A 14,067-nucleotide genomic window follows, 5' to 3' on the forward strand; every position below is an offset into this window, starting at 1 on the left:
GACATCGCGGTTGGGACGAGCGCTGTGCTAAGCGGCCGGCGCCCCTACTGCTCCCGCGCCCGCCGAGCCAGTGACAACACTTCCACCGGCTTGCCGACCAGCGCGTCATCGACCTTCTGCAACAATTCCGCCAGCGTGAACGGCTTGGTGATGACGTCATAGATCAGCGCGTCGAGCCCATGCGCCCGCTCGCGCTGATCGGCAAAGCCGGTCATCAGCACGATGATCATCTGGGGATATTTCGCGGCCACATGCAGGGCCAGCGCAATGCCGTCCATGATCGGCATCTTGATATCGGAAAGCAGCAGGTCGAATTGCCCCTCTTCGGCATCAGCCGTCTCGGCGGCCAGCCCGCCATCTTCTTCGGCGACGACCTCATGGCCCTTCATGGTCAGCGCGCTCACCACGAAGGCGCGCACTGACGGATCATCTTCGGCAACCAGAATACGGGCCATCAATGTTGCTCCAGAATAGAAAACTCGGTGGCGGGTTCAGCCCCGCCTATGGTCATTTCCTGCCCGCCGGCAAAGCTTAGCCGCACCCTTGCAGCGTCGCCCGGGGGCAGAGTGAGTTGGGTATCGAAGGTCGAGCGTTCGCCCGCCATCAGGTCGCGCACCGAGGGGGTCACGCTCCATTCGTAAACGCCGCGCCCCTGCGCATCGATCAGCGTCACCACCACCGCCGGCACCATCACCGGCTCGGGCATCAGTCCGACGATCTGCGCCGAAACGATCAGCACATCCTTGCCGTCGCGCAGCGTGCGCAGCGTCGACACATTGGAAAATTCCAGCCCCACCACATTGACGCCCAGCCCGATCGCCTCATAGACGCCGGCCAGCTCCGGAAACCGCTCCACCACCTGCGTCCGGCCGAAATAGCCGACGATCAAGATCGCGCCGAGCAGCAGCACCGCCAACACTCTGACACTGCGCCGCAGCCGCGCCAGCGGCAGCTCGGCCGCCATGGCATTCTGGCGCTGGCTGAACGCCTTTTGCCGTTTGCGCATCAAGGCGGCATCGGCGCTGGTGCTTTGCTGCTGGGTCGCTGCATTGGCCTGTTCCAGCGCCTGCCGCGCCGCCCCATCCGTGGTCGCGGAACGTTCCTCGGCCATCATCACTTCGTCGAGCGCATCCTCGGTGATCGAATCAAACGCCGCTTGCTGCTCCGGCGTCGGCGGGGTTTCCGGTGCCACCGGGCGCTGCTTCCAGGCCTGTCGGCACTGGGCGCACTGCACCTTGCGACCGGCCGAGCCTATGGCCTCATAGGTCACCTGATACTTGGTCTGGCAATGTGGACAGGTAATGATCATCGGGCCAGACAGAACGGAGGAGGCAGTAACGCAGCGCCGACCCTAGCGGCAGGGGGTTAAAACTCCTCAAACCTGTGCGACCCACCGATCAATCCACCACATTTTCGTCCCTTTCATCCCGGCAAGGACAGCGCCTGCACATGCCGCCGCCATGGCTGTTATGATGCGCACAACACCTGATTCGCCCGCATGGCGGACCAAAGGGGAGCCTCTGTTCTTGATCGAGTTTTCCAATGTCGGGCTGCGCTACGGCAATGGTCCGGAGATTCTGCGGGACCTGAGTTTTTCGGTCGAGCCGGGCTCGTTTCATTTTCTCACCGGCCCTTCCGGCGCCGGCAAGACCAGCCTGCTGCGGCTATTGCTGCTGTCGCTGAAGCCGTCGCGCGGCCGCGTCACCATGTTCGGCGAGGATGTCAGCCATCTCAGCCAGGACCGCCTGCTGCAGATGCGCCGCCATATCGGCATCGTGTTTCAGGAATTTCGCCTGCTCGACCATTTGACCACCTTTGAAAATGTGGCCCTGCCGCTGCGCGTGCTGGGCCAGCCCGAAAGCGAATACCGCCCCAATGTCACCGAACTGCTCGAATGGGTGGGGCTGGGCGAGCGCATGAATGCGCTGCCGTCGCTGCTCTCGGGCGGCGAAAAACAACGCGCCGCCATTGCCCGCGCCGTCATTGCCCGGCCCAAAGTGCTGCTGGCCGACGAGCCCACCGGCAATGTCGATCCGGACCTGTCGAGCCGGCTGGTGCATCTGTTTGCCGAACTCAACCGCACGCTGGGCATGACCATCATTCTGGCGACCCACGAACTGCCGCTGCTGGACCAGTTCAGCTATCCGCGCATGCTGCTCAGCAAGGGCGAGCTGGTGATCCATGATTGAGCGTATCCTGACCGTCCTGCCGAGCCGTCGCGGCGCCGCCCCCATCGTCCCCGAAAAAAGCGTGGCTGGGCGCACTTTGCTGCTGCTGATCACCATTATGGGCTTTCTGTCCGCCGTTACTTTGGGCGGGGTGGTGCTGGTGCAGAAATCAGCCATTGCCTGGTCGTCCGATGTCGGCCGCGAAGTCACCATCCAGATCCGCCCGGTCTCGGGCGAGGTGATGGAATCCAATCTGCGCACCGCCGTGTCGCTGGCCGAATCCACCCCCGGCATCGCCTCGGCGCGGGCGCTGACCCTGGCCGAAAGCGAGCAATTGCTCGCCCCCTGGCTCGGCGCCGGGCTCGATCTCACCGCCATCGAAATTCCCCGCCTCGTCGTGGTGCAGCTGGCCGATCCGGTTGATGCCGATATCGAAGGGCTGGAGCGCAATCTCGGCGCCATCAAGGGGGCAAGTCTGGACACCCACGCCGCCTGGCGGCAGCAGCTCAACACCATGGCCGGCACCATCGTACTCTCGGGCCTGCTGGTGCTGATTCTGATCGGCGCTGCCACGGTGCTGGCCATCGTCTTCGCTACCCGTGGCGCCATGGCCACCAACCGCGAAATCGTCGATGTACTGCATTATATCGGCGCCTCCAACAAATTCATCGCCGGCGAATTCCAGGGCCGGTTCCTCTCCATCGGCCTGCAGGGCGGCTTGCTCGGCACCGTGGCCGCCTTGCTGTTCTTCGCCCTGATCGGCACCGCCGCCGGCAATATGCTGTCGAGCGAAGCCGGCGCGCAGGTCGGCGTGCTGTTCGGACGTTTCGCCCTCGGCATTGACGGCATGATCGGCATCATCGCCGTCGTCCCGGTCATCGCCGCCCTCACCGCCATCACCTCCCGCGTCACCGTCCGCCGCTTCCTGGCCGAGACGTCGTAGGCATAGCGACCTCAATGTTGGGGAGCCCCAATGTGCTCCCTCCCCCTTGAGGGGAGGGGACAGCATCGGGGCCGACATAGCCCATGGAACGCCCTCGCCAAGCCGGCGTTTGCCCGTTATGACGCTCAAAACGGCCCCACGCCGTAGGAGAGGCTGATGGCTATCGTGCAGGCAGTGCGCTCGGCGCTGTTCTATTTCGTCTTTATCGGCCAGACCGCGCTGGTCGCTATCACCATCGGCACCATCGCCATGTTCCGCGGCCGTACCCCGGCCAGCTGGGCCATCGCCAAATTCTGGTGCCGCTCCAATTTGGCCTATCTGCGCTTTTTTACCGGGGTGAAAACCCAGGTCAGCGGCATGGAAAACATTCCCGAGGGCGGCTGCATCATCGCCGCCAAGCACCAGAGCGACTGGGATGTGTTCTCGATTTTCCCGCACACGGGCAGGCCGGCCTATATCGTCAAAAAAGAACTGATGCAGATCCCCTTCTTCGGTCCGGCGGCGCGCTCGCTCGATTGTATCGAAGTCGATCGCAAGCGCGGCGCCGAAGCCATTCCCTTGATGATGGCGCAGGCCCATGCCGCCATCGCCCGCGGCTGCCGCATCGTCATCTTCCCCGAAGGCACCCGCAAGGCGCCGCTCGCCCCCGCCGACTACCGGCAGGGCATCGTCCGGCTCTATCTCGAGCTCAAGGTGCCGGTGGTGCCGGTGGCGCTGAACTCGGGCCTGTTCTGGGGCCGCAACAGCCTGCTGATCTGGCCGGGCACTGCCGAAGCCAAATTCCTGCCGCCGATCGAAGCCGGGCTCTCGGCCGACGTGTTTCAGGAGCGACTCAAAAAAGCCATCGAGTCCGAATCAGATGCCTTGATTCTCAAGGCTGCTGAACATGGTCTCTCCCGCCCCCTCGATCCCAAGCTGCGCGCCCGCCTCGACGCTCTCAAGCAAGCGGCCGCCGACGCCCCATAACCACTACATATTGACGATTCGGACGAACGCGAACATAGATGTAGTAATCAAGCATGGAGCCGCTTGACGTGCTTGGTGTTTTGTTCTACCTTTGTTCCAATTCGACGATCGCTGTGGGGATGGCGTAAATGGCCAAAACTGTCGAGAGCAATGTCCTGACCCACGGTTTTGGCCGCCACAGCAGCTGGCAAGGCCGCTCCGGTCGCGCCTATGGGCTGATCAGCGAAAACTTCGAACATTTCGTGCTGGGTGAGGACAATCTGTTCCTCATCGCCAAGGGCAGTCATGTGCTCTGGGTCGGCTCGACCACCGAGCTGGTCAATGATCCGATGAGCCGCACCCGCTTCCGGCTGGCGCTCGATTGCGCCGATCGCGCCTTCCGCGTGCTCGCCCCCGGCGCCGCCGCCGAGCGCCTCTCCACCATCTGGGACCTCGAAGGCGCCGAGCCCCTGCCCGGCGTACAGGCGGCCTAGGCCGCATTTGGCCTTTCGTAGGGAGAGCCACCAGCCCCCACCCTCCCCCTTGCGGGGAGGGACAGCGAGATAGGACTTAGCCCTTCGCTAAGTCCGTAAATCGAGCCGGGTGGGGGTATCTTTCCGCGAGTCCGGTGCCCGGGAGCCCCCCACCCTTGATCCCTCCCCGCGAGGGGGAGGGTGTCGACTACGAGAGCAACGCAATCCGACACGCAGACTCTTGCAAATCCCCCTAGCCAAGCCTTCCAGCTTGCTCTATAGAGCCGATCAACCCCTTTCAGAGATGAACTCTCTGGGCCGCTTTGGCGGCACAACGATATTGAATTCGGAGTACCGACCATGGCAGTGCCAAAACGCAAGACCTCGCCGATGAAGCGCGGCTTCCGCCGTTCGGCCGACGCCCTCTCCGCCCCGGCCTATGTCGAAGACAAGGATTCGGGCGAGCTGCGCCGTCCGCACCACGTCGACCTGAAGACCGGCATGTATCGCGGTCGTCAGATTCTCGACGCTCGGAAGTAAACCAAAGACGAGGCGCGCCTTGCGTCCGTTTCTGATATGCCGACGGCCGACCCTTCACTGGGTCGGCCGTTTTGCTATGTCTGCCGCCGGAAAGAGCGGCCTAAACCGGAGTTAAGCCATGAGCATGCGCGTTGAGTCGGACACGATGGGCACCATCGAGGTTCCTGCCGATAAATATTACGGCGCGCAAACGGCCCGCAGCCTCGCCAATTTCGACATTGGCGGCGAGAAGATGCCCCGCGAAATCATCACCGCCTTTGGCGTGCTGAAGAAAGCCGCGGCGCTGGCCAACCACAAGCTCGGCCTGCTCGACGTCACCACCCGCGACCTGATCATTTCCGCCGCCGACGAGGTGATTGAAGGCAAGCTGGCCGACCACTTCCCGCTGGTGGTGTGGCAGACCGGTTCGGGCACCCAGTCCAACATGAACGTCAACGAAGTCATCTCCAATCGCGGCATCGAAATGGCCGGTGGCGTCATGGGCTCCAAAAAGCCCGTCCACCCCAATGACCACGTCAATATGAGCCAGTCGTCCAACGACACCTATCCGACGGCCATGCATATCGCCGCCGTCGAGGCGATCGAGAATTACCTGATCCCCCGCGTCACCCTGCTGCGCGACACCCTCGCCGCCAAGGCCGAGGAATTCATGGATGTGGTCAAGATCGGCCGCACCCATCTGCAGGATGCCACCCCGGTGACCCTGGGCCAGGAGATCAGCGGCTGGGTCGCCCAGATCGATCATGGCCTGGCTGCCGTCAAGGTCACCCTGCCCCAGCTCAAGGAGCTGGCACTGGGCGGCACCGCCGTCGGCACCGGGCTCAACGCTCACCCCGATTATGCCGTGACCGTCGCCGCCGAGATCGCTAGCCTCACCGGCCACGATTTCATCACCGGCGCCAACAAGTTTGCCCTGCTGGCCGGCCACGATGCCTTTGTCGGCACTTCGGGCGGCCTCAAGCAGCTCGCCGCCGCCTTCATGAAAGTCGCCAATGACGTGCGCTGGCTGGCCTCCGGCCCCCGCTCAGGCCTCGGCGAAATCACCATTCCCGAAAACGAACCCGGCTCCTCGATCATGCCGGGCAAGGTCAATCCGACCCAGTCCGAAGCCATGACCATGGTGGTGACCCAGGTGATGGGCAATGACGCCACCATTGGTTTCGCCGCCAGCCAGGGCAATTTCGAGCTGAACGTGTTCAAGCCCGTCATCGCCTACAACATTCTGCAGTCCATCCGCCTGCTCGCTGACAGCGCAAAATCCTTCAACGATCATTGCGCCATCGGCATCGAGCCCGACCGCACCCGCATCGCCCAGCTGCTGGAACAGTCGCTGATGCTGGTCACCGCGCTCAACCGCAAGATCGGCTACGACAACGCCGCCAAGATCGCCAAGACCGCCCACAAGAACGGCACCACTCTGCGCGAAGAAGCCATCGCCCTCGGCCTGCTCACCGGCGAAGAATTCGACGCCGAAGTCAAACCCGAACAAATGGTCGGCCCGCTCAAGCTCAAAAGCTGATCTCCGAGAACGCCAGGCTCTCAGTCGACACCCTCCCCCTTGCGGGGAGGGATCAAGGGTGGGGGTCGGCTGGCCCCATATCGGGGCTCGCGCACCCCCTCCCAGCCTCCCCCGTCAAGAGGGAGGTGTCGCGCAGTGGATGCGACCCGTTACAAGCCCTTCCCGCCCGCCATCACCTCTGGCATTGTGCGCTCCGCCCCTTTGGAGAGCCCGCCATGACCGAGACCGTTTACATTCCCTCCAATGGCCGCCAGCAACCCACCCGCCCCGGCCGGTTCATCCCGCCGCTGCTGGTGTTTCCGTTCCTGGCCTATAATCTGATCGTGTTCACGATTTTTGCCGGCAATCCGCTCAATTGGGCGGCGGGCATGTTCGCTCTGCCCATGCCCTCGGGCACGCCCTGGCACATCAGCGCCGGCGATTTCCTGCTGGTCGTCGGCATTGTCTGCCTGTTCTTCGAAGTGCTGAAATCCACCCGCAGCAACCGCGCTTCCATCGTCGAGCACATGCTGTCGATGGCGATTTTCGTGGTGATGCTGGTGGAGTTCCTGCTGGTCGGCTCGGCCGCCAGCTCGGTGTTTTTCCTGCTGATGGTGATGAGCCTGATCGACGTCGTCGCCGGCTTCACCGTCTCCATCACCAGCGCCCAGCGCGACGTCTCGATGAACTAGGGCGGGGGCGCTCCGCCCCTAAGCCACAATACTCGTGCGATAGCCCGCCGGCAGCCGCTTGACCGCGATCCTGGCCCCAGCGGCATAAGCGCCGATCGCCCCCTCGGCACTGCCCCGCCGCCGCGCCCGCTGCGGCGGCAACACATCCCGCTCGGCCAGCAGCTGACTGACAAATGCCGCCATCGGCGCACTGCGCAGCAATGACGGCCGTGGCCGTGCCGCTTCCAGCCGCATCGGCAGTCCCGCCCGGATCGTCTCACTATCGGCCATCTCAGCCTCGCTTTGTCCCAAAGCAGGCCAGCACGTCCCGATATGAGACAAATCATCTGGCCTTACCCCCTATTAGGGGCAAGCGGCGTGCCAGATGCTAATCATTTGTTAACTATAATGCCATCGCGCTGTGGATCGACCAGCGCGTCACAGGCTCAGCCGCATCACATGGCGGCGCTTTCCTGCCGTCCCGACCGGCGCAAAGCCCAGCCGCTCGAAGGCCGGCACAAAACCCATGAAGCGATAGCTCGGAGAATCGGGGGCGACCGGATAGGCCTCCAGCACGGCAGCGCCCTGCGCCTTGGCATGCTGTGCCGCCGCCGTGATCAGCGCGGCGCTGAGCCCGGTCTTGCGCTGCGCCTTGGCGACATACATGCAGGTCAGCGACCACACCGGCAAATCGTCCTCCGGGCCACCCAGCCCGCGAAAACTCTGTTTGGGCGCCACTGACACCCAGGCCACCGGCACGCCTGCCAGATAGGCCAGCAATCCCACCGGCACGCCCTCGGCGATCCGCCCCAGCATCTGCCGCTGGCGACTGGGGCTCTTGGTGTCCTTGAGTTCGTCGCTGCTGGCCCGCCAGGTCATGCACCAGCAATAGCTCGGCGCACCGGGCGCGCCGAACAGGCTTTGGAAATCGCTGACTGTCTCATCCGTGACCGGTTTGAAAATCAGCGCGGCGGACATCGCTAGAAATTGTCCTTGCCCTTGCGGATCGCGGCGAACACCTCGGCGGCGCTGGCGCCTTCCAGCCCAAAATGCTTCGCCAGGCCCGGATCGTCGGCGCGTAGTAACGGATTGGCCGCCTTGTCCTGGCCGAGGGGGAACGGGATGGTGGCCTTGCCGGCCTTGCGCAGTGCCTCAACCTCGGCGGCGCGCTGCTGCAACGCCACATTGTCTGGGTCGATCGACAGCGCAAACGCGGCATTGCTGGCGGTATATTCATGGCCGCAATAGACCAGCGTGTCGTCCGGCAACTCGCGCAGCGCCTTGACGCCGTCCCACATCGGCCCGGGCGTGCCTTCAAACATGCGGCCCACGCCGAGCGAGAACAGCGCGTCGGCGGTGAACAGATGCTTGCCGACCTTGTCGTGAAACACGATATGCCCCAGCGTATGGCCCGGCGCGTCAAACACGTCGAACACTGTCTCGCCCAGGCTCACCGTCTCGCCGCCGGCCACCAGCTCATCAAGCCCGTCGATCTTGTCGGCCTCGGCCCGTGGCCCGACCACACGCGCGCCGAATTCGGCCTTCAGCGCCGGAATCGCCTCCACATGGTCGATATGGTGGTGGGTGATGAAAATATCGCTCAGCGTCCAGCCGCGATGCTCCAGCGCGGTCTTGATCGCGGCGGCGTCCGGCGCATCAATCGCCGCCGTGCGGCCGCTGGCGGTGTCGTGAACCAGATAGCCGAAATTGTCGCTCCGGGCGGGGAACACATCGACGATCAGACCCATGGCACTACTCCTTCATAATCAGATTAAGCTGATAGCTAGGCCGCCGAGGGGCACAAAACAACCGCCCCGTTGGACAAGACCGGGCGAAAGCGGCAGAGTTGGGCCATGACTGCCGATGTCACCCGCCTCATCACCTATTACAAATCGCCACTGGGCCGCATTTCGCGCGCCCTGGTGCGCGAACAGGTGACTGGCCTTGCCGGCGATGTGCGCGGCAAGCGCGTGCTGGGGCTGGGCTTTGCCACCCCCTATCTGCGCTTTGCGCTGGAGCCAGCCGAACGCGTGCTGGCCTTCATGCCGGGCCGCCAGGGGGCCTCAGCCTGGCCGCGCGAGGGCCCGTCGCACACGGTGCTGTGCGATCCGCTGGAAATGCCGCTGACCGACGCCGCCATCGACATGACCATTGCCGTCCATGCCCTCGAACACGTCGCCGACGACGAGGAACTGATGCGCGAACTGTGGCGCATCACCGCGCCCAACGGCCATCTGGTGCTGGTGGTGCCGCGCCGCCGCGGCATCTGGGCGCAGCGCGACAACACCCCCTTCGGCTCGGGCAATCCCTATTCCGGCGGCCAGCTCGACAAGCTGCTGCGTGACCACAGCTTCGTCCCCGAGCTGTGGCGCGACGGCCTGTTCCTGCCGCCGTTTCAATCATCTCTGGTGCTCAAATCCACCCGCCTGTTCGAACGCGCCGGGCGCCTGTTCGGCCCCGCCATGAGCGGCGTCATCTGCGTCCGCGCCCGCAAGGAAGCCTTCCCCGCCATCGCCCGCCGCAAACGCGAAGAACGCTTCGTCCGCGTCCCCGGCATGAGCACCGCGACAGCTCGACAGAGCTAGCCAGCTCTCCGCCGCCCACCGCCCCCGCAGTCATCCCCCTCACCCCTTGCGGGAGAGGGACCGGATTTCTGCGTCCAGCAGAAATCCAGGGTAGGGGTGGTTTAGCCCCGATCACAGTAGCTCCCGCCCCCTCCGCCGAACCCGCCCCACACCCCCACCCTTGATCCCTCCCCACAAGGGGGAGGGAGACGATGAACACCGGCGCCTCAGCCAGCGCCTCCCTCCCCTCGATGGGGAGGGAACGAGGGTGGGGTGGGGCCAAACCCACCGAGGTCCTTATCCAGGGTGCAAGCGTACTTCCCTTTGCCTTCCCCCCGCAGTTTGACTATGGTCCGCGCGGTTTTTCCGCCCAGCGTACCCCATCATGTCCGATCCCATTCGACCCGTTCCGCAGCCCGGCATTCTCGACATTGCGCCCTATCTGCCCGGCAAGGCCGGCGCGGCGGGAAGCCAGGCCGTCAAGCTCAGCGCCAATGAATCCCCGCTCGGGGCCAGCCCCAAGGCCATCGCAGCCTTCCACTCGGTCGGTGATCACCTCGAAATCTATCCCGAGGGCTCCTCGCGCCTGCTGCGCGAGGCGCTGGGCGAAGTGCATGCCATCGACCCGGCGCGCATCGTCTGCGGCAATGGTTCGGACGATCTGCTGCATCTGTTGGGCCAGACCTATCTGGGCGACGGCGACGACGCGCTGATGAACCGCTACGGCTTTTCGGTCTATCCCATCATCACCCGGGCGACCGGCGCGACCATCACCATGGTCCCCGAGACCAATTACACCGCCGATGTCGATGCGCTGCTGGCGGCCGTGACGCCCCGGACCAAAATCGTCTGGCTGGCCAATCCCAACAATCCCACCGGCACCTATCTCAGCGACGCCGAAGTGCGACGCCTGCATGCCGGGCTGCGCCCCGATATCCTGCTGGTGATCGACAGCGCCTATGCCGAATATGTCACCGCCGCCGATTATTCGGTGGGGCTCGATCTGGTCGGCGAGGCCGAAAACGTCGTCATGGTCCGCACCTTCTCCAAGATGGGTCTGGCGGCGGCGCGCATCGGCTGGATGGTCGGCCCGCCGCATCTCGTTGACGCCATCAACCGCATTCGCGGCCCGTTCAACGTCAATCTGCCGGCCCAGCTGGCCGCTGCGGCGGCAACGCGCGACGTTGAATTCACCGCCCAGCTCAAGACCTATAACGCCAAATGGCGCGATTGGCTGACGGCCGAGCTGCATTCCAACTCCATGTATGTGCTGCCCAGCCAGGCCAATTTCGTCATGGTGCTGTTCCCCGACGACGCCCTCGCCGCCAAGGCCTTTGAGGCGCTGTATGAGCGCGGGTTGATCGTCCGCGAAATCGGCCCGTCCTATGGCATTACCAACGGCCTGCGCATTTCCATCGGCTCCGAACAGGCCATGATCGGCGTCGCCGGCATTCTCAACGCATTGGTCAAAATCTCATGAGTGCGCATTTTCGCAAGCTGGCCCTGATCGGTATCGGGCTGATCGGTTCCTCCATCGCCCTGGCGGCGCGCCGGCAGGGTCTGGTGGAGGTGATCTCCATCGCCACCCGCCAGCAGGCGACGCTGGACGAAGCACGCGAACTGGGGTTGGGCGACATCTATACGCTCGACGCCGCTGAAGCGGTGCGCGGTGCCGATCTGGTCATCATCTGCACCCCCGTCGGCGCCTATGAAAGCGTCATGCGCGCCATCGCTCCGGCACTGGAGCCGGGCGCCATCCTCTCCGATGTCGGCTCGGTCAAGGGTCACGTGGTCAAGACGCTGGCGCCTTTGGTGCCGGCTGGCGTCAGCCTCATTCCCGGCCACCCCATCGCCGGCACCGAATATTCCGGCCCCTCCGCCGGCTTTGCCGAACTCTTCGCCGGCCGCTGGTGCGTCCTGACCCCAGCCGGCGACGTCGATGCCGCCCAGACCGAAAAGCTGGCCGCCTTCTGGCGCGCCATGGGCAGCCAGGTCGAAGTCATGGAAGCGGGCCACCACGATATGGTGCTGGCCATCACCAGCCATATCCCGCATCTGGTGGCCTACAATATCGTCGGCACCGTCGCCGATCTCGAAGCCGCCACCCAGTCCGAAGTCATCAAGTTCTCCGCTTCGGGCTTCCGCGACTTCACCCGCATCGCCGCCTCCGACCCGGTGATGTGGCGCGACGTCTTCCTCACCAATCGCGACGCGGTGCTCGAAATGCTCGGTCGCTTTTCGGAAGACCTCTCGGTGCTGCAACGCGCCGTCCGCACCGGCGACGGCCCGGCGCTCGAAGCCATGTTCACCCGCACCCGCGCCATCCGCCGCTCGATCATTTCGGCCGGCCAGGAAACCGCCACCGCCAATTTCGGCCGCGAACTCGAAACCCCACCAGCCCCGCCAACCCCCTTCATCCGCGAACACGGCGGCGGCGACGACGCTTAGCTCCCTTCTCCCTGAGGGGAGAAGGTGGCCCGAAGGGCCATCTCGATCCCCTCCCCATCGTCACCACCCGGTTTATCCGGGTGGTCCACTCCACGCGCTGAGCGAATGGATTGCCGGGACAAGCCCGGCAATGACGAATGAAGGGGAGACCTACTGAGGCGCCCTAAAACAGCGGCGCCAAAGCCGCGATCGGCACCAGACCCGAAAACACCGCGCCGGCGCGGAAGCTGAGCAGATTGCTGTGCGACCCATCGGCCGCCGGCGTGCCCAGCACCAGAGTGCGCCACGGCTCTTCGAGCAGCGGACCGAGCCGTTCAGCGACACCAACCGACTTCACCGAGATCTGACCATCGAGCATGCCCTGCGGATCGAGCCGCAATTCGCCCTGCGCGTCGAGGCTGGCATCGGCGTCGGTGGCGTGGACCGAAACGACTTTAAGAAAACCACCAGAACTTTGCCAGTTTGCTGCCAGCGCTTGCTGGTCCCAAACGCGCACATCATCGGGCAATCCGGTCAGCTCCAGCTGCACTTCGGCCGTGGCATCGCTGAGCGTCAGCCCCGGCCATTGCGCGTTCTGTGCCCGTGCAAAAAGCGCCAGCGCGGCCAGCCCGCGCTCGCCATCATGCTGCTCGGGAATGTCAAACAGATGCGCCTCAACCAGCGGGCTTTGGGCGATCAACGACTCGCCAATGAGGTTGTCGAACCAGGTCACATCCTTGCCCGATACCGAGGCACGGGCGATGCGCCAGTCGCTCAGTCGGACGCTGGCTTCCAGGCTCGACCAGTCTAACCCATTGCGCGTGCCGGTAAAATTGTCGCTCAGCTGCAGCGGCCCCTGTGCCGAAGCCAGCACATGGGTCGGCGCGTAAACGAGAATGCTGGCGCGAATGCCGGGCACCTCTACCGTCACATCGCCGCTGACGATCTGCGCCGCAACGCAATCGGCATCGAAGCGGAATGGGTAGCCGCCGACATGCAGCGTCTCACAAGTGATGCGCGGCGTGGTGATGCCATCGGCGTCGGCGAGCAGCTCGATATTGGTCTTGACGATGCCCGCCAGCACGACCCAGGCCACGCTCCACAGCGCCACCACGGCCAACACGACACTGCCAAGAATAATGATTCGTTTCTTCATGGCGAAACTCTTACCTAAAGCGGCTTGCCTGCGCACCCCGTTCACCGGCGGTAAATCCCCGCTGCCTTAGGATCGCCCGGCTTCTATTGCAATTCAGCGTGCGGGCAGGCTTGCCCGGCTTTCTGTTCAGGTTATGGCGATGCAAACCACGGCGACGCATTGGGTTTTCGGCTACGGCTCACTGATCTGGAACCCCGGTTTCCCTCACCTTTCCGCCCAGCAGGGCCTGCTCCGGGGCGCCCATCGCAGCCTCTCCATCGTCTCCCACCACCATCGCGGCACCGAGGAACATCCGGGCCTGGTGTTCGGGCTGGCCCGCGGCGGCTCCTGCCGCGGCATGGTGTTCGAAGTCGCCGATACCGACTGGCAGGCCGTCCGCGATTATTTGCAGGCGCGTGAACAGGTTACTTCGGTTTATCGCGACGCCATGCGCCCGGTGCATCTGGCCGGCGGCCGCAGCGTCAGCGCCCTAGCCTTCCTCGTCGACGAGCGACACGAGCAGTTTGCCGGCCATCTCAGCCTCGACCAGCAACTCGCCATGGTCCGCGTCGCCGTCGGCCTGTCGGGCCGCAATGTCGACTACGTCCTCAACACCGCCAGCCACTTACGCGAATTGGGCATTCGCGACCGCCAGCTCATGGCGCTGGCCGATTTGCTACGCGACGAGCCAGCGGCGGCGTGA

17 protein-coding genes are annotated in these 14,067 nt (G+C 64.3%); 11 read left to right on the top strand and 6 right to left on the bottom strand.

What is annotated here, in order from left to right; translation table 11 throughout:
• Positions 1-44 precede the first annotated feature (44 nt).
• Both ACX3OZ_RS05885 and ACX3OZ_RS05890 read right to left on the bottom strand, forming a co-directional pair.
• Complete coding sequence (locus ACX3OZ_RS05885) at positions 45-455, bottom strand: response regulator (RefSeq protein WP_459093830.1); 411 nt, start codon at positions 453-455, stop codon at positions 45-47.
• Positions 455-1,309: a DUF3426 domain-containing protein gene (locus ACX3OZ_RS05890; RefSeq protein ID WP_459093831.1), complete on the bottom strand. Its 855-nt coding sequence runs from the start codon at positions 1,307-1,309 to the stop codon at positions 455-457. The genes ACX3OZ_RS05885 and ACX3OZ_RS05890 overlap by 1 nt, the downstream gene beginning before the upstream one ends.
• A gap of 217 nt (positions 1,310-1,526) precedes the next feature.
• On the opposite strand from ACX3OZ_RS05890, the gene ftsE reads away from it, so the two are divergent.
• The 7 genes from ftsE to ACX3OZ_RS05925 all read left to right on the top strand — a co-directional run bounded on the left by ftsE (position 1,527) and on the right by ACX3OZ_RS05925 (position 7,259).
• The gene (gene ftsE / locus ACX3OZ_RS05895) at positions 1,527-2,189 is read left to right on the top strand and encodes a cell division ATP-binding protein FtsE (protein WP_459093832.1); all 663 of its coding nucleotides are present in this window, start codon (positions 1,527-1,529) and stop codon (positions 2,187-2,189) included.
• The gene (locus tag ACX3OZ_RS05900) at positions 2,182-3,111 is read left to right on the top strand and encodes a cell division protein FtsX (protein ID WP_459093833.1); all 930 of its coding nucleotides are present in this window, start codon (positions 2,182-2,184) and stop codon (positions 3,109-3,111) included. The genes ftsE and ACX3OZ_RS05900 overlap by 8 nt, the downstream gene beginning before the upstream one ends.
• Before the next feature lie 156 nt (positions 3,112-3,267).
• Positions 3,268-4,077 (top strand): lysophospholipid acyltransferase family protein, encoded by an 810-nt coding sequence (locus ACX3OZ_RS05905; RefSeq protein ID WP_459093834.1) that lies wholly within the window; start codon positions 3,268-3,270, stop codon positions 4,075-4,077.
• Positions 4,078-4,205: 128 nt separating this feature from the next.
• Positions 4,206-4,550: a hypothetical protein gene (locus ACX3OZ_RS05910; protein WP_459104014.1), complete on the top strand. Its 345-nt coding sequence runs from the start codon at positions 4,206-4,208 to the stop codon at positions 4,548-4,550.
• A 339-nt stretch (positions 4,551-4,889) separates the two neighbouring features.
• A complete protein-coding gene (gene rpmF, locus ACX3OZ_RS05915) occupies positions 4,890-5,069 on the top strand; it encodes a 50S ribosomal protein L32 (protein WP_459093836.1) in 180 nt (59 codons plus the stop codon).
• Between the two features lie 118 nt (positions 5,070-5,187).
• Entirely contained in the window at positions 5,188-6,588 is a 1,401-nt protein-coding gene (fumC, locus tag ACX3OZ_RS05920; RefSeq protein WP_459104015.1) for a class II fumarate hydratase, read from the top strand.
• Between the two features lie 215 nt (positions 6,589-6,803).
• Positions 6,804-7,259 carry a hypothetical protein gene (locus tag ACX3OZ_RS05925; RefSeq protein WP_459104016.1) on the top strand — a complete coding sequence of 152 codons (456 nt, stop codon included), beginning with the start codon at positions 6,804-6,806 and terminating at the stop codon, positions 7,257-7,259.
• Between the two features lie 18 nt (positions 7,260-7,277).
• Here ACX3OZ_RS05925 and ACX3OZ_RS05930 read toward each other — a convergent pair whose 3' ends face one another.
• The 3 genes from ACX3OZ_RS05930 to gloB form a co-directional block, all read right to left on the bottom strand.
• Complete coding sequence (locus ACX3OZ_RS05930) at positions 7,278-7,529, bottom strand: hypothetical protein (protein WP_459104017.1); 252 nt, start codon at positions 7,527-7,529, stop codon at positions 7,278-7,280.
• Between the two features lie 147 nt (positions 7,530-7,676).
• A complete protein-coding gene (locus ACX3OZ_RS05935) occupies positions 7,677-8,216 on the bottom strand; it encodes a GNAT family N-acetyltransferase (protein WP_459104018.1) in 540 nt (179 codons plus the stop codon).
• Positions 8,217-8,218: 2 nt separating this feature from the next.
• Complete coding sequence (gene gloB, locus ACX3OZ_RS05940; RefSeq protein WP_459104019.1) at positions 8,219-8,986, bottom strand: hydroxyacylglutathione hydrolase; 768 nt, start codon at positions 8,984-8,986, stop codon at positions 8,219-8,221.
• Positions 8,987-9,091: 105 nt separating this feature from the next.
• Between gloB and ACX3OZ_RS05945 the strand changes: the two genes are divergently transcribed.
• The 3 genes from ACX3OZ_RS05945 to ACX3OZ_RS05955 all read left to right on the top strand — a co-directional run bounded on the left by ACX3OZ_RS05945 (position 9,092) and on the right by ACX3OZ_RS05955 (position 12,250).
• Entirely contained in the window at positions 9,092-9,823 is a 732-nt protein-coding gene (locus ACX3OZ_RS05945; protein ID WP_459093842.1) for a class I SAM-dependent methyltransferase, read from the top strand.
• A gap of 364 nt (positions 9,824-10,187) precedes the next feature.
• On the top strand, positions 10,188-11,282 hold the full coding sequence (locus tag ACX3OZ_RS05950) for a pyridoxal phosphate-dependent aminotransferase (protein ID WP_459104020.1): 1,095 nt from the start codon (positions 10,188-10,190) through the stop codon (positions 11,280-11,282).
• Positions 11,279-12,250, top strand: coding sequence for a prephenate/arogenate dehydrogenase family protein (locus tag ACX3OZ_RS05955; RefSeq protein WP_459093844.1), 972 nt, complete (start codon positions 11,279-11,281; stop codon positions 12,248-12,250). Before ACX3OZ_RS05950 ends, ACX3OZ_RS05955 begins: the two co-directional genes overlap by 4 nt.
• A gap of 163 nt (positions 12,251-12,413) precedes the next feature.
• Here ACX3OZ_RS05955 and ACX3OZ_RS05960 read toward each other — a convergent pair whose 3' ends face one another.
• Positions 12,414-13,385 (bottom strand): DUF2125 domain-containing protein, encoded by a 972-nt coding sequence (locus ACX3OZ_RS05960; protein WP_459093845.1) that lies wholly within the window; start codon positions 13,383-13,385, stop codon positions 12,414-12,416.
• A 139-nt stretch (positions 13,386-13,524) separates the two neighbouring features.
• Here ACX3OZ_RS05960 and ACX3OZ_RS05965 point away from each other — a divergent pair, with 139 nt between their 5' ends.
• Entirely contained in the window at positions 13,525-14,067 is a 543-nt protein-coding gene (locus ACX3OZ_RS05965; protein ID WP_459104021.1) for a gamma-glutamylcyclotransferase, read from the top strand.

This window comes from Devosia sp. A369 (assembly GCF_054489345.1).